Origin of the sequence: Pseudomonas sp. NFACC24-1 (assembly GCF_900115235.1) — a bacterium.
In the GTDB taxonomy this organism is placed as follows: Bacteria; Pseudomonadota; Gammaproteobacteria; order Pseudomonadales; family Pseudomonadaceae; genus Aquipseudomonas; species Aquipseudomonas fluorescens_AA.
The window spans coordinates 252,942-272,296 of record NZ_FOVS01000001.1 but is presented as its reverse complement, the minus strand read 5'-3'; the positions used below and the strand labels follow the sequence as shown (position 1 = coordinate 272,296).

The window sequence follows — 19,355 nt, the reverse complement described above, 5'->3', positions numbered from 1 at the left end:
GCGAGCTGGCTCGCGATAGGGGCAAGTCAGCCAACACTGATGCTGGCTGATCCATCGCTATCGCGAGCAAACTCGCTCCCACAGGGGCGTGTTTTAACCTGCAATCAATTGTCGCAAGACGTAGTGAAGAATCCCGCCGGCCTTGAAGTATTCCACTTCATTCAAGGTATCGATCCGACACAACACTTCGATTCGCTCTTGGCTGCCATCCTCCCGGGTGATGACCAGGGGCAGGTTCATCCGTGGCGTCAGTTCGACGTCATTGAGCCCCAGGATGTCCAGGGTTTCCTTGCCCGTGAGGTTCAGGCGCTTGCGGTTCTGGTCGAGCTTGAACTGTAGCGGCAGCACGCCCATGCCCACCAGGTTGGAGCGATGGATGCGCTCGAAGCTTTCGGCGATCACCGCCTTGACCCCCAGCAGGTTGGTGCCCTTGGCCGCCCAGTCCCGGCTCGAGCCCGTGCCATATTCCTGGCCGGCGATCACCACCAGGGGCGTGCCCGTGGATTGGTAGAGCATGGCGGCATCGTAGATCGGCATTCGTTCGCCACTGGGGATGTAGATCGTGTTGCCGCCTTCTTCACCGTCGAGCATTTCGTTGCGGATGCGGATATTGGCGAAGGTGCCGCGCATCATGACTTGATGGTTGCCGCGCCTTGAACCGTAGGAGTTGAAGTCCCGTGGCTCCACGCCTTGTTCGCGCAGGTAGCGACCGGCCGGGCTGTCAGCCTTGATGTTACCGGCCGGGGAGATGTGGTCGGTGGTCACCGAGTCTCCCAGCAGGGCCAGGATCCGGGCGCCCTCGACGTTCCTGACGGCCGGTGGCGGCCCGCCGATGTCGTCGAAGAAGGGTGGGTGCTGGATGTAGGTCGAGTCATCCTGCCAGACGTAAGTCGCCGCTTGCGGCACTTCGATGGCCTGCCATTGCTCGTCACCGGCAAACACGGCGGCGTATTCCTTGTGGAACATGCTGGTGTTGACCTGGGCCACGGCGGCGGCCACTTCCTGGCTGCTGGGCCAGATGTCCCGCAGGTACACCGGCTTGCCGTCCCGGTCGTTGCCCAGCGGCTCGCTGCTGATGTCGATGCGCACTGTGCCGGCCAGGGCATAGGCGACCACCAGCGGCGGCGAGGCCAACCAGTTGGTCTTCACCAGCGGATGCACCCGGCCTTCGAAGTTGCGGTTGCCCGACAATACCGAGGCCACGGTCAGGTCGGCTTTCTGGATGGCTTTCTCGATGGGGTCCGGCAACGGCCCGGAGTTGCCGATACAGGTCGTGCAACCATAGCCCACCAAGTCGAAACCGAGTTTATCCAAGTACTCGGTCAGGCCGGCCGCGTTGTAGTAATCGGTGACCACCTTGGAGCCCGGCGCCAGGGAACTCTTGACCCAAGGCTTGCGGACCAGGCCTTTTTCCACGGCTTTTTTCGCCAGCAGCCCGGCGGCCATCATGACGCTGGGGTTGGAGGTGTTGGTGCACGAGGTGATGGCGGCAATCACCACCGCGCCGTTTTTCAGGCGATGGGTGTGGCCTTCGAATTCGTACTCGGCTTCGCCCACCTGGTCGGCATTGCCCACCGCGACGCCACCGCCGCCTTCACTTTCCAGGCGGCCTTCTTCTTTACTGGTGGGTTTGACCTGCAACCCCAGGAAGTCGCTGAAAGCCTGGCCGACATTCGGCAGCGAAACCCGGTCCTGAGGGCGTTTGGGCCCGGCGAGACTGGCCTCGACGCTGCCCATGTCCAGCTCCAGGGTGTCGGTGAACACCGGCTCTTGGCCGGGCAGGCGCCACAGGCCCTGGGCCTTGCAATAAGCCTCTACCAGCTTCACGGTCTCTGTCGGGCGCCCGGACAGGCGCAGGTAGTCCAGGGTCACCTCGTCCACCGGGAAGAAACCGCAGGTGGCGCCGTATTCCGGGGCCATGTTGGCGATGGTGGCGCGGTCGGCCAGGGGCAGGTCGGCCAGGCCGTCGCCATAGAACTCGACGAATTTGCCCACCACACCTTTCTTGCGCAGCATCTGCGTGACGGTCAGCACCAGGTCGGTGGCGGTAATGCCTTCGCGTAGCTTGCCGATGAGTTTGAAACCGATGACCTCGGGAATCAGCATCGACACCGGTTGGCCGAGCATGGCCGCTTCCGCCTCGATCCCGCCGACGCCCCAGCCCAGTACGCCGAGGCCGTTGATCATGGTGGTGTGGGAGTCGGTGCCCACCAGGGTATCGGGGAAGGCGTAGGTGCGGCCGTCTTCTTCTTTGGTCCACACGGTGCGGCCCAGGTATTCCAGATTGACCTGGTGGCAGATGCCGGTGCCCGGCGGTACTACGCTGAAATTGTCAAAGGCGCTCTGGCCCCAGCGCAGGAAGGCGTAGCGTTCGCCGTTGCGCTGCATTTCGATGTCGACGTTCTGCTCGAACGCCTGGCTGCTGGCGAACTTGTCTACCATCACCGAGTGGTCGATCACCAGGTCCACCGGTGACAGCGGGTTGATCCGCTGGGGATCGCCGCCGGCCTTTTCCATGGCGGCTCGCATGGCGGCCAGATCGACCACGGCGGGGACACCGGTGAAATCCTGCATCAGTACCCGTGCCGGGCGGTATTGAATCTCGCGGTCGGAGCGGCGCTCCTTGAGCCACCCGGCCAGGGCCTTGAGGTCGGCACCGGTGACGGTTTTTTCATCTTCCCAGCGCAACAGGTTTTCCAGCAGCACCTTCAAGGACATGGGCAGCTTGTCCAGGTCACCCAGGCTTCGGGCGGCATCCGGCAGGCTGAAGTAATGGTAGGTCCTGGCGTCGACTTGCAGTGTTTTAAGGGTTTTCAGGCTATCGAGGGACGGCATTGAAATCACTCCTTTGAGTCCGCACGGCTACGGACGGAGGGGGACGGACAGAGCCTTTAACCTAGCCCTGTTTTGAGCGTATGACTAATCACTGGACTCTATAGCAAGGTTCGCGGTTCCGAACTCCGCTATCATGCGGCGGTTTTCGTGACAGGCTTTGCTACGGAGTTTCAATGAACACGCTTTTTATGCACTGCCGGCCAGGCTTCGAAGGCGAGGTCTGTTCCGAGATCGCCGAGCACGCGGCCCGGCTCAACGTGGCCGGCTACGCCAAGGCCAAACCGGCCAGTGCCTGCGCCGAATTTGTCTGTACCGAAGAGGACGGCGCCGAGCGGCTGATGCGCGGGCAGCGTTTTGCCGAGCTGATTTTTCCACGCCAGTGGGCGCGGGGCACGTTCATTGAATTGCCGGAAACCGACCGTATCAGCGTCATCCTGGCTCACATGTCGGCGTTCCCGACCTGCGGCAGCCTGTGGCTGGAGGTGGTCGACACCAATGACGGCAAGGAACTGTCGAACTTCTGCAAGAAATTCGAAGGCCCGTTGCGCAAAGCACTGAGCGGGGCCGGCAAGCTGGTGGACGACCCCCGCAAGCCGCGTCTGCTGCTGACATTCAAAAGTGGCCGTGAAGTGTTCCTGGGCCTGGCGGACGCGGACAATTCGGCGATGTGGCCGATGGGCATCCCGCGCCTGAAGTTCCCCCGGGAAGCGCCGAGCCGCTCCACACTCAAGCTTGAAGAGGCCTGGCACCATTTCATCCCCCGGGACCAGTGGGATGAGCGCCTGCACAGTGACATGACCGGCGTGGACCTCGGCGCCGCGCCAGGCGGCTGGACCTGGCAACTGGTCAACCGTGGGATGCTGGTCACGGCCATCGACAACGGCCCCATGGCCGAAAGCCTGATGGACACCGGCCTGGTGCAGCACCTGATGGCGGACGGCTTCACGTTCAAGCCCAAGCAGCCGGTGGACTGGATGGTCTGCGACATCGTCGAAAAGCCTGCGCGCAACGCGGCGATGCTGGAAGAGTGGATTGGCGAGGGCCATTGCCGCGAGGCCGTGGTCAACCTCAAGCTGCCGATGAAGCAGCGTTATGCCGAGGTGAAGCGCCTGCTCGAGCGTATCGCTGATGGCTTCAAGGCCCGGGGCATCAAGGTCGAGATCGGTTGCAAGCAGCTGTACCACGACCGTGAGGAAGTGACCTGCCATTTGCGGCGGTTGGACACGAAGAAGCCGAAATCCCGCTAGCCCTCGGGATTGATGGAGACCCCTGTGGGATGCCAGGGGTGACCGAACGCCGACATTGCGCGACAATGCCGGCCAGTTTCAGGAGTAGAACATGAGTGAAATGAACGACACGCCGGTCGACGGCACGCTGGATGCCACCGGCCTCAATTGCCCGGAACCGGTGATGATGTTGCACCAGCACATCCGCGACCTGGCCCCCGGTGGCCTGCTGAAAGTCATCGCCACCGACCCCTCGACCCGCCGCGACATCCCCAAGTTTTGTGTGTTCCTGGACCACGAGCTGGTGGCCCAGCAGGAGGAGGCCGGCACCTACCTCTACTGGATCCGCAAGAAACTCGCTTAACCCGTCGAGCGGCTGAGGCGGATCTGCTTGCGCGCGCTACGTGCCAGACGGATCGACAACATCAGTGCCGCGCAGCTCAAGCCCACGATCAGGCCTTGCCACAAGCCGCTCGGGCCGCTGGCCGCGCCGAGCCAGTCGGTCAGGCCCAGGGCGTAACCCACCGGCAGGCCGATGCCCCAATAGGCGAACAGGGTCAGGATCATCGTCACCCGGGTGTCCTGGTAGCCGCGCAATGCGCCTGCCGCCGTGACCTGGATCGCATCGGAAAACTGAAACAGCGCCGCATAGACGATCAGCATCGATGCCACCTCGATGACCACCGGATCGGCGGTATAGATCGCCGCGATAGGCCCGCGCAGCGCGAACATCAGGCTCGCCGACAGGCAAGCGTAGGCCAGTGCGGTGCCCATGCCCACCCCGGCAGCGAAGCGCGCTTCGCGAGGCTGCTGCCGCCCCAGGGCTTGGCCGACGCGCACCGTGACGGCCATGCCCAGGGAGTAGGGGATCATGAACACCAGGGAGCTGAAGTTCAGCGCGATCTGGTGCCCGGCCACCACGGTGGCGCCGAGGCTGCCGATCAGCAGGGCGATCACCGCGAAAATACTCGACTCGGCGAACACCGCAATGCCGATCGGCAAGCCGATGCCCAGCAAGCGCTTGATGACCGCCCATTGCGGCCAGTCGAAACGGCTGAACAACCGACTCGACTGATAGGCCGGTGCCCACCGCGCCCAACCGGCCATGCCCAGGGCCATGACCCACATCACGATGGCCGTGGCCCAGCCGCAACCGACGCCGCCCATGGCGGGCACGCCCAGGTGCCCATAGATGAAGATGTAATTGAGCGGAATGTTCAGCGCCAGCCCGCACAGCCCCAGCACCATCGCCGGTCGCGTGCGACCCAGGCCGTCGCTGAAGCAGCGCAGTACGTGATACAGCGCCACGGCCGGCAGGCCCGTGCCGATGCCCCGCAGGTATTCCATGCACGGACCGATCAATTCGGGATCGACTTTCATGATGTGCAGGATCGGCTCGGCGCTGAACAGCGCCAGTGTCGCGATCAACCCCACCACCAGGGCCAGCCATAGCGCCTGGCGTACCAGCGGCCCGATCTCGTCGAACGTGCCGGCACCGAAGCGCTGGGCAACTTTCGGGGTGGTCGCCAGCAGGGTGCCAGTCATCAACAGGAACACCGGCACCCAGATCGAGTTGCCCAGGGCCACGGCCGCCAGGTCCCGTGGGCCGACCCGACCGGCCATCACCGCATCGACAAAGCCCATGGCCGTGGTCGCCAGTTGCGCCACCATAATCGGCAAGGCCAGGGCCAGCAAGGTCTTGAATTCCAGGCGCACCCGGGCCGGGCGGGAAAGGGGAGTGGAGGTGTCGATGACAGGATTCACAGGGCAAGCATCCGAAAGGGGTAAGCGCAAGGCGGAGAATTCTACGCTTTGACGTGGTGGTCAGGAAAAAACCTGTGTTGTGGATTTGTAATCGTTCACTCAGCTCGTGAATGCTGTTGTGGCGAGGGGATTTATCCCCGTTCGACTGCGCAGCAGTCGCAATAGTCATAGGGGGGGCTGGCGCACCCAACGGGGATAAATCCCCTCGCCACAACATCATTCGCTCCTGGTAATGCGTAGACCCACTGGAACGCCTACACTGCCTACCCCGCCAAAGGAGCTCTGCCATGCTGATCGTCGCCGACGAAAACATCCCCCTGCTTGATGCGTTTTTCCAAGGGTTCGGCGAAATCCGCCGGGTACCGGGCCGGGGGATCGACCGAACGATGGTCGAGCACGCCGATGTATTGCTGGTGCGGTCGGTCAGCCAGGTCAATCGGGCCCTGCTGGAAGGCAGCAAGGTCCGCTTCGTCGGCACCTGCACCATCGGTACCGACCACTTGGACCTGGATTATCTTGCCGAGGCGGGGATCCGCTGGGCCAGCGCACCCGGCTGCAATGCCCGTGGCGTGGTGGACTACGTGCTGGGCAGCCTGATGACCCTGGCGGAAATCGAAGGTGCGGCGCTGGAGCAGCGGACCTTCGGCGTGGTCGGCGCGGGCCAGGTGGGCGGACGGTTGATCGAGGTGCTCAAGGGGTTGGGCTGGGTCGTGAAGGTCTGCGATCCACCGCGTCAGGCCGTCGAGGGCGGCGACTATGTGAGCCTGGAGCAGATCATCGAGCAGTGCGATGTGATCAGCCTGCACACCCCGTTGACCCGCGACGGCGAGCAACCGACCTGGCACCTGTTCGACGAAGCGCGCCTGAACCGGCTCAAGCCCGGGACCTGGCTGATCAATGCGGCTCGAGGGCCGGTGATCGATAACGCCGCGTTGCGCGCGGTGTTGCTGGAGCGCGAAGACCTGCAAGCGGTGCTGGATGTCTGGGAGCAGGAGCCCACCGTGGATGTGGACCTGGCCGATTTGTGCGTGATCGCCACCCCGCACATTGCCGGTTACAGCCTCGATGGTCGCCAGCGTGGCACGGCCCAGATCTACCAGGCCTTGTGCGCGTTCCTGGAACGACCGGTTGAAGTCAGCCTCAGTGACCTGTTGCCTCGGCCGTGGCTGGGTGGCATCACCCTGGATGCCGAAACCGACCCGGCCTGGGCTTTGGCGGCGCTGTGCCGGAGTGTGTACGACCCCCGTCGCGACGACGCGGATTTTCGCCGCAGCCTGGTGGGCACCGTCGACGAGCAACGCCGCGCCTTCGATGCCTTGCGCAAGCATTATCCGCCACGGCGGGAAATCGACAGTTTGAAGGTGCGTATCGACGGGCAGTCGGCGGCCTTGCAACAGATTGTCACGGCGTTGGGCGCCACCCTCGTCTAGACGCCGTCTTTTTGTGGCGAGGGGATTTATCCCCGCTGGGGCGCGAAGCGGCCCCGAAATCTGAAGATTGCGGTGTGTCAGTTTGAACCAATGGGGCTGCTGCGCAGCCCAGCGGGGATAAATCCCCTCGCCACAAGTGAGTGCCAAGCCAGAGATCAATGGCAGCCTTGTTCTTTCAGGCATAAAAAACCCGACATCAATGTCGGGTCCAATTGAAGACGGGCTGTATCACTTTTGTTCGGCAGGCTTGACCAGTCGTTTTTCCAGCTCGCTGCAGGCTTTCTGGATCATGTCTTCGGTGATCGGTACTTCGCGCCCTTGGGCATCGATGAACGAGCAGCCCAGAGACTGGTCCGGTTGCGTGCGGATTACTTGAATCTTGTCGTCGCTGCTGTGTTGCAAGGACATGGCCTGTCTCCTCATCAGGTTGTATGCCTACTTTAGTGTCGCCAGGTGACCGAGCCATGACACTCCTTGTAGGTTCATGGCGACACCTCCACTCAATCAGAAACACAGTTGCGTTTCCAGCCAGACTTTAGACCGATAACATCTAGCCGCTAGTCATAGTGGTCATATTTAACCTGACTCATTGCGATTCAACTTGGTTCCGCTGCGTTTCGGCGTCGCGAGCTGGCCTTTTTCCTGCTGCATTATCGGACGCCTTTGATGCTTTCTTCCCGACATCGCCGTGCCATACGCCTGGCCAGCGGCTTCATCGCCCCTTATCGCAAACAGGTCGCCGGCGCTTTGCTGGCGTTGATTGTCACTGCCGGCATTACCTTGTCCATGGGGCAAGGCATCCGCTTGCTGGTGGACCAGGGCTTCATGACCCGCTCGCCGCACCTGCTCAATCAATCCATCGGCCTGTTCATGGTGCTGGTGGTGGGGTTGGCGATCGGTACGTTTTCGCGTTTTTACCTGGTGTCCTGGATTGGTGAGCGGGTGGTGGCGGATATCAGGCGGAAGGTCTTCAACCATCTGGTGTACTTGCACCCGGGTTTCTACGAAAACAACCGCAGTTCGGAAATCCAGTCACGGCTGACCACTGATACGACCTTGCTGCAATCGGTGATCGGTTCGTCGCTGTCGTTGTTTTTGCGTAATGTCTTGATGGTGGTGGGTGGTATCGTGCTGCTGTTCATCACCAATCCCAAGCTGACCAGTATCGTGGTGATCGCCCTGCCGCTGGTATTGGTGCCGATCCTGCTCTTCGGGCGTCGCGTGCGCAGCTTGTCGCGCCAGAGCCAGGACCGCGTTGCCGACGTCGGCAGCTATGTTTCCGAAACCCTTGGCCAGATCAAGACCGTGCAGGCCTACAACCATCAGGTCCAGGACGAACACCGTTTTTCCGTGACGGTGGAGCAGGCCTTCGACACCGCTCGCAAGCGCATTGTCCAGCGGGCCTGGTTGATCACCCTGGTGATCGTGCTGGTGCTGGGGGCGGTGGGGGTGATGCTCTGGGTCGGAGGCATGGATGTGATCGCCGGGCGGATTTCCGGTGGCGAGCTGGCGGCGTTCGTGTTCTACAGCCTGATCGTCGGCAGTGCCTTCGGGACCCTGAGCGAAGTGATTGGCGAGTTGCAGCGGGCGGCCGGTGCGGCAGAGCGCATTGCCGAGCTGCTGCGTTCGGAAAACATCATCCAGCCGCCGGCTTCGGGGCTCGTGACCTTGCCAGCGCGGGTTCGCGGTGATTTGCGTCTCGAAGGCGTGCGCTTTTCCTACCCGTCCCGGCCGGACAGTTATGCAGTCGACGGACTCGACCTGAGCATCAAGGCCGGTGAGACCCTGGCCCTGGTCGGGCCTTCCGGCGCGGGCAAGTCGACGGTCTACGATTTGCTGCTGCGCTTCTATGATCCCGTGCAAGGGCAGATCCTGATCGACGATGTGCCGTTGACTCGACTCGATCCGCTGGACCTGCGCCGGCATTTCGCCCTGGTTTCACAAAGCCCGGCGCTGTTTTTCGGCACGGTTGAAGAGAATATCCGCTATGGCAACCCGGAGGCGACGTCGGAGCAGGTGCGCGAGGCCGCGCAGATCGCCCACGCCCACGACTTCATCGAAAAAATGCCCGACGGCTACCAGACGCACCTGGGCGACGGCGGCCTCGGGTTATCCGGCGGCCAGCGCCAACGCCTAGCCATCGCCCGAGCGTTGCTCGTGGATGCCCCGATCCTGCTGTTGGATGAAGCCACCAGCGCCCTCGATGCGCAAAGCGAGCACCTGATCCAGCAAGCCTTGCCCAGCCTGATGAAAAACCGCACGACGCTGGTGATCGCCCATCGGCTGGCCACGGTGAAAAACGCCGATCGGATCGCGGTGATGGACCAGGGCAAGGTGGTTGCCGTGGGCACTCACCAGGAGCTTGTCGCCAGCAATGCGCTGTATGCGCGATTGGCGGCGTTGCAGTTCAATGTGGGGGCGGAGGCGGCAACCGACTGATACCGCGTCCACAGGGGATGTTGTGTTTGATGCAGGCCCTGTGGGAGCGAGCTTGCTCGCGATAGCGGTGAGTCAGCTTGCATTCATGTTGCAGGTGCCGGCGCCATCGCGAGCAAGCTCGCTCCCACAAAGAAGAGGGCTTTGTGGGGGTGTTAATCACTGATCATCGAAATACCGCTCATGCCAGTCCACCAGCGGTTGCGGCGAATTGAGTTTCTGGCCGTAGATCACCGAGTATGACAACACGTTCTGCACGTATTGGCGGGTTTCGTCGAACGGGATGCTCTCGACCCAGACGTCGAAGCTCAAGTGGTCGGCGCCACGCAGCCATTGGCGCACGCGGCCGGGGCCGGCGTTGTAGGCCGCCGAGGCCAGGACGCGGTTGCCGTTGAACTGGCTATGAACCTGGCTCAGGTAGGCCGCACCCAACTGGATGTTCTTGTCCGGGTTCAGCACTTGCTGTGGCGAGGCCAGGGGAATGCTGAACTTGCGCGCGGTTTCCTTGGCGGTGCCAGGCATCAGTTGCATCAGGCCGGCGGCGCCGACGCTGGAGCGGGCATCATCCATGAACGCACTTTCCTGGCGGGTAATGGCGAACGCCCAACTTGGATGCAAGCCGCGGATCTTGGCTTCGCGCACCAGGGTCTCGCGGTGGGCCATCGGGAAACGGATGTCCAGGTCGTCCCAGTACTTGGCCTGGCTGATGGTGCGGATGGCCGGGAAATACCATTTCAGGTCGTAAGCCAGTTTTGCCTGGGCGACCATTTCGTCCCGGTTGAAATGACGGCTGACGTGATACCACTCGCGGCGTCCGTCGACGATATCCCCACGGGCATGAAACTCCAGCGCCCGGCGCACGCCAGGGGTATTGCGCACCTTGTTGGTCAGCGCCTGGCTCATCACCAGTGGCTTGTTGACGAGCGAGTAGGGGGACTGGGATCGGTCGGCGGCCAGGAAGCCATAGAAGTCCCGCTCACGGGCCAGGTGCTTGTAGAGCGTCAGGGCTTCCGGGTTCTGCGGCTGCGCCAGTTCCAGCGTGCGGGCTTGCCAGTACCGCCAGCGGTTGGTGCTGGACAGCGACTCGGGCAGGCGGCGGGTCAACTGATAGGCATCGTCCCAGCGAGCGAGGCGCAACAGCAGGCGCAAGCGCCATTCCGAAACGGTGTCATCGCGCAACTCAGGGTCGTATTTCGTCATCACGTCCAGGGCGCGGCTGTCGAAGCGCTTGGCCAGGGTCAGACCGATCTCGCGGGCGATCGCGACTTTTTCATCCGGGGAAAAATGCATGGTGCTGGCGTAGCCATCCAGCAGCGCCATGGCTTTTTCCGGGTCCTGGCGAGCCAGGCGACGCAGGCCGAGGCTGACGATATCGGACATCGGTTCATCGGCTGGAACGAAGCGCGAGGGCTGGTTGAGCAACTCGGGCTTTTGCGCCACGTCCACTAGCAATTTGCCACGGGGAGCGAGGGTGGTCAGGCCGCTGACCAGGCTGTTGGCCAGCGGGTAGTTGCGCGCCTGAGCTGCCAGCTTGGCGCGCTCCCAGCGTTTCTGCTCGGTCAACTGGCCCTGGGATGCCCACAGGCCGAACAACGCATCGCACGCCTGGGGCTGGGATTTGCCGGTAAGCCATAGCTTTTCGGTGTTGGCGTAGCCCTCGGCCTTCAGGCCATGGCTGAGTTGGTATTGAGCGTTGAGGCAATCCAGCTCGGTGAAATTGAGCTTGGGGTCGTAATACTTGACGAAGGTCTCCCAGTCGCCGCGCTCGGTCAGCCAACGCAGCCAGCGCAGCTTCATCCAGTTGGCCTGGGGCAGGTCACCGTGCTCGGCGAGGAATTTCTCGATTTCGGCGTTGCTGGCGCTCTTGAGGCGAGCGGTCAATTCGTCGTAGGCCAGGTACGGCTCCAGCGGGTAATCGCGCAGGGCCTGGCTGTAGCGGAAGTAGGGGCCGGAATCGCCCTTGGCCAATGCACGCTTGGCTTCGTCGTAGTATTGGCGCTGAGTGGAAATATCCACCGCCTGAGCGGATTGAACGGCAGTGGCACATACAAAAAGACACGATAAGACACTGAAAAGGCGACTGCGCATGAGACGTCCGGGCAGAAAAAAACATGACAAGCCCAAGGGTTAACCCAGGGTAACTGTCTGTAGCTTAGCCTTTTGCCAGCAGCCGGCGAAAGCTTTGCGGGGCTGTCGGTGCAAGTTCGCAACATTTGTTATGCAGAGTGCTTCAGTGGCGAAATTGGCGGACCCTTGAGGCCTCATCTCAGGTAGAATGCGCGCCCGGTTTTTGGAGAAGCTCATGACCCTGCTCAAATTCAGCGATGTGTCCCTTGCTTTCGGCGCTATGCCGTTGTTGGACAAGGTGTCCTGGCAGATCGCCCGTGGTGAGCGGGTGTGCATCATCGGCCGAAACGGCACTGGCAAGTCCAGCATGATGAAGCTGGTCAAGGGCGATCAAAAGCCCGACGACGGCTCGGTCTGGCGTGCGCCAGGCCTGAAAATCGGCGAATTGCCCCAGGAACTGCCGGTGGCCGACGAGCGGACCGTGTTCGATGTGGTCGCCGAAGGCCTGGACGGTGTCGGCGCGCTGTTGGCCGAGTATCACCACCTGAGCCAGAACATCGTCACCGATGCCGACCTGGACAAGTTGATGCACGTGCAGCACGACCTTGAGGCCCGAGACGGCTGGCGCCTGCAGCAGTTGGTCGACAGCACCCTGAGCCGCCTGCAATTGCCGGCCGACAAGACCCTCGCCGAGTTGTCCGGCGGTTGGCGTCGCCGCGTCCTGCTGGCCCAGGCCCTGGTCTCCGAGCCGGACCTGCTGCTGCTCGACGAACCGACCAACCACCTGGACATCGGCGCCATCGCCTGGCTTGAAGAAGCCCTGAAAGACTTCCAGGGGGCGGTGCTGTTCATCACCCACGACCGTTCCTTCCTGCAGAACCTGGCGACGCGCATCCTTGAATTGGACCGCGGCGGCCTGATCGACTGGAACGGCGACTACGCCAGCTTCCTGGTGCACAAGGAAGCGGCGCTGGCGGCGGAAGAAACCGCTAACGCACTGTTCGATAAGAAGCTGGCCCAGGAAGAAGTCTGGATTCGCCAGGGCATCAAGGCGCGTCGCACCCGCAACGAAGGCCGTGTGCGTGCGCTCAAGGCGTTGCGCGTGGAGCGCAGCGAGCGTCGCGAGCGCACCGGTAAGGCCAACATTCAGTTGGATACCGCTGACAAGTCCGGCAAGCAGGTGATGGTCCTGGAGAACGTGAGTTTCGCGCACCCTGGCGGCCCGTTCCTGATCAAGGACTTTTCCATGGTGCTGCAGCGTGGCGATCGCATCGGCCTGCTGGGCGCCAACGGCACTGGCAAGACCACTTTGCTCAAGCTGATGCTCGGTGGCCTGGTGCCCACCAGCGGCAAGGTGGAAGAGGGCACGAAGATCGACGTCGCCTACTTTGACCAGTTGCGTCATCAACTGGATCTGGAAAAGACCGTGATCGACAACGTCGCCGAAGGCCGCGATTTCATCGATATCGATGGCCAGAGCCGCCATGTGCTGAGCTACCTCGGCGATTTCCTGTTCAGCCCCCAGCGTGCCCGTACGCCGGTCAAGGCGTTGTCGGGTGGTGAGCGCGCCCGTCTGTTGCTGGCCAAGTTGTTCAGCAAGCCGGCGAACCTGCTGGTGCTCGACGAGCCCACCAACGACCTGGACGTGGAAACCCTCGAATTGCTGGAAGAGGTGCTGCTGACCTTCAACGGCACCGTTCTGATGGTCAGTCACGACCGGGCATTCCTCGACAACGTGGTCACCAGCACCCTGGTGTTCGAAGGCGGAGGCCTGGTTCGCGAATACGTCGGTGGCTATCAGGACTGGCTGCGCCAGGGTGGCTCGCCGCGTCTGCTGGGGGTCACCGAGAGCAAGTCCGGCAAGGCCGACCTGAACTCGGCCGTGGTCAAGGCCGAACCTGCGCCGGTTGCCGCAGCAGCCCCGGCCCCGGCAAAGAAAAAGCTCAGCTACAAGCTGCAGCGTGAACTGGAAGCCTTGCCGGGTGATATCGACGCGAAGGAGCAGCAGATCGCAGCGGTAGAAGCCGAAATGGCCGAGGCCGGGTTCTACCAGCGACCTGCTGCCGAAACCGCTAAGGTGATTGCGCACCTGGAGCAACTGCAAGCCGAGCTGGATGCATTGGTCGAGCGCTGGGCCGAGCTGGACGCGTGATCCACCGTCGAGAAAAATCCCGGCGTTCAGCAATGAGCGCCGGGATTGTTTACTTGAAACGCCATCCCCTTGTGGGAGCGAGCTTGCTCGCGATAGCGGTGTGACAGTCAGCATCAATGCTGCTGATCTACCGCGATCGCGAGCAAGCTCGCTCCCACAGGTTTAGGTTTATGTGCGCTTGACCAGATGCACCGCCAGCACATCGCAAGGCGCGCCATGCAGCACATCGTTGGCGGTCGAGCCCAGCAGCAGCGCCAAACCGTGGCGACCATGGCTGCCGACGACAATCAGGTCGCAACCCTGTTCCTTGGCCAGGTGATGGATCTCCTGGCGCGGCTGGCCGTACGTCAGGTGGCTGAATTCCTTCTTCAGGGCCGGGTATTTCACGATCAGTCGGTCAAGGCGTTCCTTGGCCTGGTCAAATTGCTGCTGCTGCAACTGGGAAAGGTCCATCGGCACGTCGCCGCCGAAGGCCATGGCCATCGGTTCGACGATATGCACCAGTGACAGCTGGGTGTCTCGGCCTTCGCAGAGGGCGAGGGCGCGCTTGACGACCGGATCGCATTCTTCAGTGAGGTCAACGGCGACCAGAACGTGGTTGTAGTACATGGAAGGCACTCCAGAGAATTGCGATACGGTAAGTATGGCTGGTTTCAAGCGCATTGACGCCACCTGGGTCAATGGGCTCATCAGAATCGGGGAGTACGAATATGACGGTCTGGATAGTGCTGTCAATCCTGTTGGTGGTGTTAAGTCCGCTGGCATGGTTGCGTCCGTCCCGTGTACAGAGCGGTCGCATGGCCTTGCGCATGGAGGCGCGGCGCCTGGGACTGGCCATGCAACTGGCGCCACAAGAGTGGCCGCACTGGCTTGGCCAGCAGCCGCCAAACCCCTGTGCCCAGTACTGTCGGCCCCGACGCGGCAGCCAGCCGGCCTGCTGGAGCTACTGGCAAACTGCGCCGGGCGTCTGGGTCAATCAGTGGCGGGAAGTCTGCCTGGATGAGTCCCTGCTCAATCATTTCGAAAAATTGCCGGCCAACGTCTACAAAGTCGAAGCCGACCGGCAAATGATCGCCTTGTATTGGGGCGAGAAAGGCGACGCCACTGTTTTGCAGGATATTGCCGAAGTCCTAAAGGCGCTGGCCTGATCCGCAGTAGGAGCTGTCGAGCCCAGCGAGGCTGCGATCTTTCCAGGCTCATTGAATCTTGAGAAAGATCAAAAGATCGCAGCCTTCGGCAGCTCCTACATTCGGGCATAAAAAAGCCCGACAGTCTCATCGGGCGGGTTGGCCAGGCAGGCCGGTAATCCATCTCGTGTCAGGGGTGCGTTCGCAGCGCCCTTCATTCCGCAAAATTCAATCGTACCCGGACAGCGTAGTCGGCTGGATCCGATCTGTCTGGAATTAGGGCGACTTTTCTAATTATTGATTCTATGAATGGCTTCTCATGCGGCGCCGTGTTGCGGATCCGTAGGGTACGGAAATGACCGTAAAGTCGCGTTCACGCCTGTGTTTAGGGCGATTGACAATTGTCGGAAATTCCGTGAAGGTGACGTACCCAAATCAAACGGGCGTATGAATTGAGCGTTTGTATTTTCAGACAGCTCCTACAGACCCCGACTATCGCGTTGACGGGTGTGCCTGGCGGATTGGCGTAGCATCGACGGTAACGTCAGTGTCGAACCAGTGGTCAGCGTCCAACGTGTACTGTTCAGCTTCCATATCGTGGAGATCAGTTGATGATTTACGAAGGTAAAGCCATCACGGTTAAGGCTCTTGAAAGTGGCATCGTCGAACTGAAATTCGACCTCAAGGGTGAGTCCGTCAACAAGTTCAACCGTCTAACCCTGAATGAATTGCGTCAGGCCGTAGACACTATCAAGGCAGATGCTTCGATCAAGGGTGTGATCGTCAGCAGCGGCAAGGACGTGTTCATCGTTGGTGCCGACATCACCGAATTCGTCGACAACTTCAAGCTGCCCGATGCCGAACTGATCGCTGGCAACCTCGAAGCCAACCGTATTTTCAGCGACTTCGAAGACCTCAACGTACCGACCGTCGCGGCCATCAACGGCATCGCCCTGGGTGGCGGCCTGGAAATGTGCCTGGCGGCGGATTACCGCGTCATGGCCACCACGGCCAAGATCGGCCTGCCGGAAGTCAAGCTGGGCATCTACCCGGGCTTTGGCGGCACCGTGCGCCTGCCGCGCCTGATCGGTGCCGACAACGCTATCGAGTGGATTGCCGCCGGCAAGGAAAACCGTGCCGAAGACGCGCTGAAAGTCGGTGCCGTGGATGCCGTGGTCGAACCTGGCAAGCTCCAGGAAGCGGCCCTTGAAACCATCAAGCGTGCCATCAGCGGCGAGTTCGACTACAAGGCCAAGCGCCAGCCGAAGCTGGAAAAGCTCAAGCTCAACGCCATCGAACAAATGATGGCCTTCGAAACCGCCAAGGGTTTCGTGGCCGGTCAGGCAGGCCCGAACTACCCGGCGCCGGTCGAAGCGATCAAGACCATCCAGAAAGCCGCGAACTTCGGTCGCGACAAAGCCCTGGAAGTCGAGGCCGCCGGCTTCGTCAAGCTGGCCAAGACCTCGGCTGCACAAAGCCTTATCGGCCTGTTCCTCAACGACCAGGAACTGAAGAAAAAGGCCAAGGCCTACGACGAAATCGCCCGTGACGTGAAGCAGGCCGCCGTGCTCGGCGCCGGTATCATGGGGGGCGGCATCGCCTACCAGTCGGCGTCCAAAGGCACGCCGATCCTGATGAAGGATATCAACGAACACGGGATCGAGCAGGGCCTGGCCGAAGCCGCCAAGCTGCTGGTGGGTCGTGTCGACAAAGGCCGCATGACCGCCGCGAAGATGGCCGAAGTGCTCAACGGCATTCGTCCGACCCTGTCCTATGGCGATTTCGGCCATGTCGACCTGGTGGTCGAAGCGGTTGTCGAGAACCCGAAGGTCAAGCAGGCGGTACTGGCTGAAGTCGAAGACAAAGTCAAAGAGGACACCATCCTCGCCTCGAACACCTCGACCATCTCCATTTCGCTGCTGGCCAAGGCCCTCAAGCGTCCGGAGAACTTCGTCGGCATGCACTTCTTCAACCCGGTGCACATGATGCCGCTGGTGGAAGTGATCCGTGGAGAGAAGTCCAGCGAACTGGCGGTGGCCACCACCGTGGCCTACGCCAAGAAAATGGGCAAGAACCCGATCGTCGTCAATGACTGCCCGGGCTTTTTGGTCAACCGCGTGCTGTTTCCGTACTTCGGTGGTTTCGCCAAGCTGGTCAGCGCCGGTGTGGACTTCGTGCGCATCGACAAGATCATGGAAAAATTCGGCTGGCCGATGGGCCCGGCGTACCTGATGGACGTGGTCGGCATCGACACCGGCCACCACGGTCGCGACGTCATGGCTGAAGGCTTCCCGGACCGCATGAAGGACGACCGTCGTTCGGCCGTCGACGTGCTCTACGAAGCCAAGCGTCTGGGCCAGAAGAATGGCAAGGGCTTCTACGCCTACGAGACCGACAAGCGCGGCAAGCAGAAGAAAGTCGCCGACTCGTCGGTGCTGGAAGTGCTCAAGCCGATCGTCTACGAGCAGCGCGAAGTCACCGACGAGGACATCATCAACTGGATGATGATCCCGCTGTGCCTCGAAACCGTGCGTTGCCTGGAAGACGGCATTGTCGAAACCGCCGCCGAAGCCGACATGGGGCTGGTCTACGGTATCGGTTTCCCTCCATTCCGTGGCGGTGCGCTGCGTTACATCGATTCGATCGGTGTGGCCGAGTTCGTTGCCCTGGCTGACCAGTACGCTGATCTGGGCGCGCTGTACCACCCGACCGCGAAGCTGCGTGAAATGGCCAAGAGCGGCCAGCGTTTCTTCGGTTAAGCGCCCAACGACTAGAGCGAGAGAACATTTATGAGCTTGAATCCTAGAGACGTCGTGATTGTCGACTTCGGTCGTACGCCGATGGGCCGCTCCAAGGGCGGCATGCACCGCAACACCCGCGCCGAAGACATGTCGGCGCACCTGATCAGCAAGCTGCTGGAGCGCAACGTCAAGGTCGACCCGAACGAAGTCGAAGACGTGATCTGGGGCTGTGTGAACCAGACCTTGGAGCAGGGCTGGAACATCGCCCGCATGGCCTCGCTGATGACCCAGATCCCTCACACCGCGGCGGGCCAGACCGTCAGCCGCCTGTGCGGTTCGTCCATGAGCGCACTGCACACCGCCGCCCAGGCGATCATGACCGGCAACGGTGATGTGTTCGTCGTCGGTGGTGTCGAACACATGGGCCACGTGAGCATGATGCACGGCGTCGATCCGAACCCGCACATGTCGCTGTACGCGGCAAAAGCGTCGGGCATGATGGGCCTGACTGCGGAAATGCTCGGCAAAATGCACGGCATCAGCCGCGAACAGCAGGATGCCTTCGGCGTGCGCTCCCACCAGCTCGCCCACAAGGCGACCGTGGAAGGCAAGTTCAAGGATGAGATCATCCCGATGCAGGGCTACGACGAGAATGGCTTCCTGAAGCTGTTCGACTACGACGAGACCATTCGTCCGGAAACCACCCTGGAAAGCCTGGCCGCCCTGAAGCCGGCTTTTAATCCGAAGGGCGGCACCGTGACAGCCGGTACTTCGTCGCAAATCACCGACGGCGCTTCGTGCATGATCGTGATGTCGGCCCAGCGTGCCCAGGACCTGGGTATCCAGCCGATGGCAGTGATCCGGTCGATGGCCGTGGCGGGTGTGGACCCGGCAATCATGGGCTATGGTCCAGTGCCGGCCACGCAGAAAGCCTTGAAGCGCGCAGGCCTGGGCATTGCCGATATCGACTTCTTCGAGCTCAACGAAGCTTTCGCCGCACAGGCCCTGCCCGTGCTGAAAGATTTGAAAGTGCTCGACAAGATGAACGAGAAGGTTAACCTGCACGGCGGCGCGATCGCCCTGGGTCACCCGTTCGGTTGCTCCGGTGCGCGTATATCCGGCACGCTGCTCAACGTCATGAAGCAGAATGGCGGCACCTTCGGTGTGTCCACCATGTGCATTGGCCTCGGCCAGGGCATCGCCACCGTCTTCGAACGCGTCTAAGCGTTGCGTCGATGGAAGCCGGGGCCAAGTGCCCCGGTTTTTGTTTTTTCCGGGTTTAGTAGAAAAAATTTTGTTTTTATTTTGAAAAGATTTGAGTGAGGGCCAAGACATGCCGATACAACCTGGGCTCTACCAGCATTACAAAGGTCCGCAGTACCGCGTATTCAGCATCGCGCGGCATTCCGAGACCGAAGAGGAAGTGGTGTTCTATCAAGCCCTGTATGGCGATTACGGCTTTTGGGTACGCCCCTTGAGCATGTTCCAGGAGTCCGTCGAGGTTGACGGCGAGCAGGTGCCACGCTTTGCTTTGGTGCAGGCCGAGGAGAGCATTTTTACCACGCCTTGAGGCCGGC

General features: G+C 61.5%; 14 protein-coding genes. 9 read left to right on the top strand and 5 right to left on the bottom strand.

The window, feature by feature from the left end; genetic code table 11:
- Positions 1-93: 93 nt before the first annotated feature.
- Positions 94-2,835: an aconitate hydratase AcnA gene (gene acnA / locus BM317_RS01330; protein WP_092166628.1), complete on the bottom strand. Its 2,742-nt coding sequence runs from the start codon at positions 2,833-2,835 to the stop codon at positions 94-96.
- 173 nt (positions 2,836-3,008) lie between these two features.
- Here acnA and rlmM point away from each other — a divergent pair, with 173 nt between their 5' ends.
- Positions 3,009-4,082, top strand: a complete 1,074-nt coding sequence (gene rlmM / locus BM317_RS01325) for a 23S rRNA (cytidine(2498)-2'-O)-methyltransferase RlmM (RefSeq protein WP_092166626.1) — start codon at positions 3,009-3,011, stop codon at positions 4,080-4,082.
- Positions 4,083-4,173: 91 nt separating this feature from the next.
- Entirely contained in the window at positions 4,174-4,425 is a 252-nt protein-coding gene (tusA, locus tag BM317_RS01320) for a sulfurtransferase TusA (protein WP_003183455.1), read from the top strand.
- Here tusA and BM317_RS01315 read toward each other — a convergent pair.
- Positions 4,422-5,825 (bottom strand): MATE family efflux transporter, encoded by a 1,404-nt coding sequence (locus BM317_RS01315; RefSeq protein WP_072407836.1) that lies wholly within the window; start codon positions 5,823-5,825, stop codon positions 4,422-4,424. The genes tusA and BM317_RS01315 overlap by 4 nt on opposite strands.
- Before the next feature lie 287 nt (positions 5,826-6,112).
- On the opposite strand from BM317_RS01315, the gene pdxB reads away from it, so the two are divergent.
- A complete protein-coding gene (pdxB, locus tag BM317_RS01310) occupies positions 6,113-7,255 on the top strand; it encodes a 4-phosphoerythronate dehydrogenase PdxB (protein ID WP_092166625.1) in 1,143 nt (380 codons plus the stop codon).
- 228 nt (positions 7,256-7,483) lie between these two features.
- Here the strand turns inward: pdxB and BM317_RS01305 are convergent, their stop codons facing one another.
- On the bottom strand, positions 7,484-7,663 hold the full coding sequence (locus tag BM317_RS01305; RefSeq protein WP_003199629.1) for a PA1571 family protein: 180 nt from the start codon (positions 7,661-7,663) through the stop codon (positions 7,484-7,486).
- A 258-nt stretch (positions 7,664-7,921) separates the two neighbouring features.
- On the opposite strand from BM317_RS01305, the gene BM317_RS01300 reads away from it, so the two are divergent.
- The gene (locus BM317_RS01300; RefSeq protein ID WP_092166624.1) at positions 7,922-9,694 is read left to right on the top strand and encodes an ABC transporter transmembrane domain-containing protein; all 1,773 of its coding nucleotides are present in this window, start codon (positions 7,922-7,924) and stop codon (positions 9,692-9,694) included.
- 156 nt (positions 9,695-9,850) lie between these two features.
- Here the strand turns inward: BM317_RS01300 and BM317_RS01295 are convergent, their stop codons facing one another.
- Complete coding sequence (locus BM317_RS01295; RefSeq protein WP_092472801.1) at positions 9,851-11,779, bottom strand: transglycosylase SLT domain-containing protein; 1,929 nt, start codon at positions 11,777-11,779, stop codon at positions 9,851-9,853.
- A gap of 214 nt (positions 11,780-11,993) precedes the next feature.
- Between BM317_RS01295 and BM317_RS01290 the strand changes: the two genes are divergently transcribed.
- The gene (locus tag BM317_RS01290) at positions 11,994-13,910 is read left to right on the top strand and encodes an ATP-binding cassette domain-containing protein (protein WP_092472799.1); all 1,917 of its coding nucleotides are present in this window, start codon (positions 11,994-11,996) and stop codon (positions 13,908-13,910) included.
- A gap of 168 nt (positions 13,911-14,078) precedes the next feature.
- On the opposite strand, the gene BM317_RS01285 is transcribed toward BM317_RS01290, so the two are convergent.
- Positions 14,079-14,519, bottom strand: a complete 441-nt coding sequence (locus BM317_RS01285) for a universal stress protein (RefSeq protein ID WP_060738415.1) — start codon at positions 14,517-14,519, stop codon at positions 14,079-14,081.
- Positions 14,520-14,620: 101 nt separating this feature from the next.
- Here BM317_RS01285 and BM317_RS01280 point away from each other — a divergent pair, with 101 nt between their 5' ends.
- The 4 genes from BM317_RS01280 to BM317_RS01265 all read left to right on the top strand — a co-directional run bounded on the left by BM317_RS01280 (position 14,621) and on the right by BM317_RS01265 (position 19,348).
- Complete coding sequence (locus BM317_RS01280; RefSeq protein WP_092166621.1) at positions 14,621-15,058, top strand: hypothetical protein; 438 nt, start codon at positions 14,621-14,623, stop codon at positions 15,056-15,058.
- 590 nt (positions 15,059-15,648) lie between these two features.
- Complete coding sequence (gene fadB, locus BM317_RS01275; protein ID WP_092166618.1) at positions 15,649-17,796, top strand: fatty acid oxidation complex subunit alpha FadB; 2,148 nt, start codon at positions 15,649-15,651, stop codon at positions 17,794-17,796.
- A gap of 30 nt (positions 17,797-17,826) precedes the next feature.
- Positions 17,827-19,002: an acetyl-CoA C-acyltransferase FadA gene (fadA, locus tag BM317_RS01270; RefSeq protein WP_060738412.1), complete on the top strand. Its 1,176-nt coding sequence runs from the start codon at positions 17,827-17,829 to the stop codon at positions 19,000-19,002.
- 109 nt (positions 19,003-19,111) lie between these two features.
- Positions 19,112-19,348: a DUF1653 domain-containing protein gene (locus BM317_RS01265; RefSeq protein ID WP_092166615.1), complete on the top strand. Its 237-nt coding sequence runs from the start codon at positions 19,112-19,114 to the stop codon at positions 19,346-19,348.
- The last annotated feature ends 7 nt before the right edge of the window (positions 19,349-19,355 follow it).

Coding starts and splice junctions, on each gene's coding strand:
- BM317_RS01300 (WP_092166624.1), top strand. CDS start 7,922: ATGCTTTCTTCCCGACATCGCCGTGCCATACGCCTGGCCAGCGGCTTC.
- tusA (WP_003183455.1), top strand. CDS start 4,174: ATGAGTGAAATGAACGACACGCCGGTCGACGGCACGCTGGATGCCACC.
- fadB (WP_092166618.1), top strand. CDS start 15,649: ATGATTTACGAAGGTAAAGCCATCACGGTTAAGGCTCTTGAAAGTGGC.
- BM317_RS01305 (WP_003199629.1), bottom strand. CDS start 7,663: ATGTCCTTGCAACACAGCAGCGACGACAAGATTCAAGTAATCCGCACG.
- BM317_RS01280 (WP_092166621.1), top strand. CDS start 14,621: ATGACGGTCTGGATAGTGCTGTCAATCCTGTTGGTGGTGTTAAGTCCG.
- BM317_RS01295 (WP_092472801.1), bottom strand. CDS start 11,779: ATGCGCAGTCGCCTTTTCAGTGTCTTATCGTGTCTTTTTGTATGTGCC.
- acnA (WP_092166628.1), bottom strand. CDS start 2,835: ATGCCGTCCCTCGATAGCCTGAAAACCCTTAAAACACTGCAAGTCGAC.
- rlmM (WP_092166626.1), top strand. CDS start 3,009: ATGAACACGCTTTTTATGCACTGCCGGCCAGGCTTCGAAGGCGAGGTC.
- BM317_RS01285 (WP_060738415.1), bottom strand. CDS start 14,519: ATGTACTACAACCACGTTCTGGTCGCCGTTGACCTCACTGAAGAATGC.
- BM317_RS01290 (WP_092472799.1), top strand. CDS start 11,994: ATGACCCTGCTCAAATTCAGCGATGTGTCCCTTGCTTTCGGCGCTATG.
- BM317_RS01265 (WP_092166615.1), top strand. CDS start 19,112: ATGCCGATACAACCTGGGCTCTACCAGCATTACAAAGGTCCGCAGTAC.
- pdxB (WP_092166625.1), top strand. CDS start 6,113: ATGCTGATCGTCGCCGACGAAAACATCCCCCTGCTTGATGCGTTTTTC.
- fadA (WP_060738412.1), top strand. CDS start 17,827: ATGAGCTTGAATCCTAGAGACGTCGTGATTGTCGACTTCGGTCGTACG.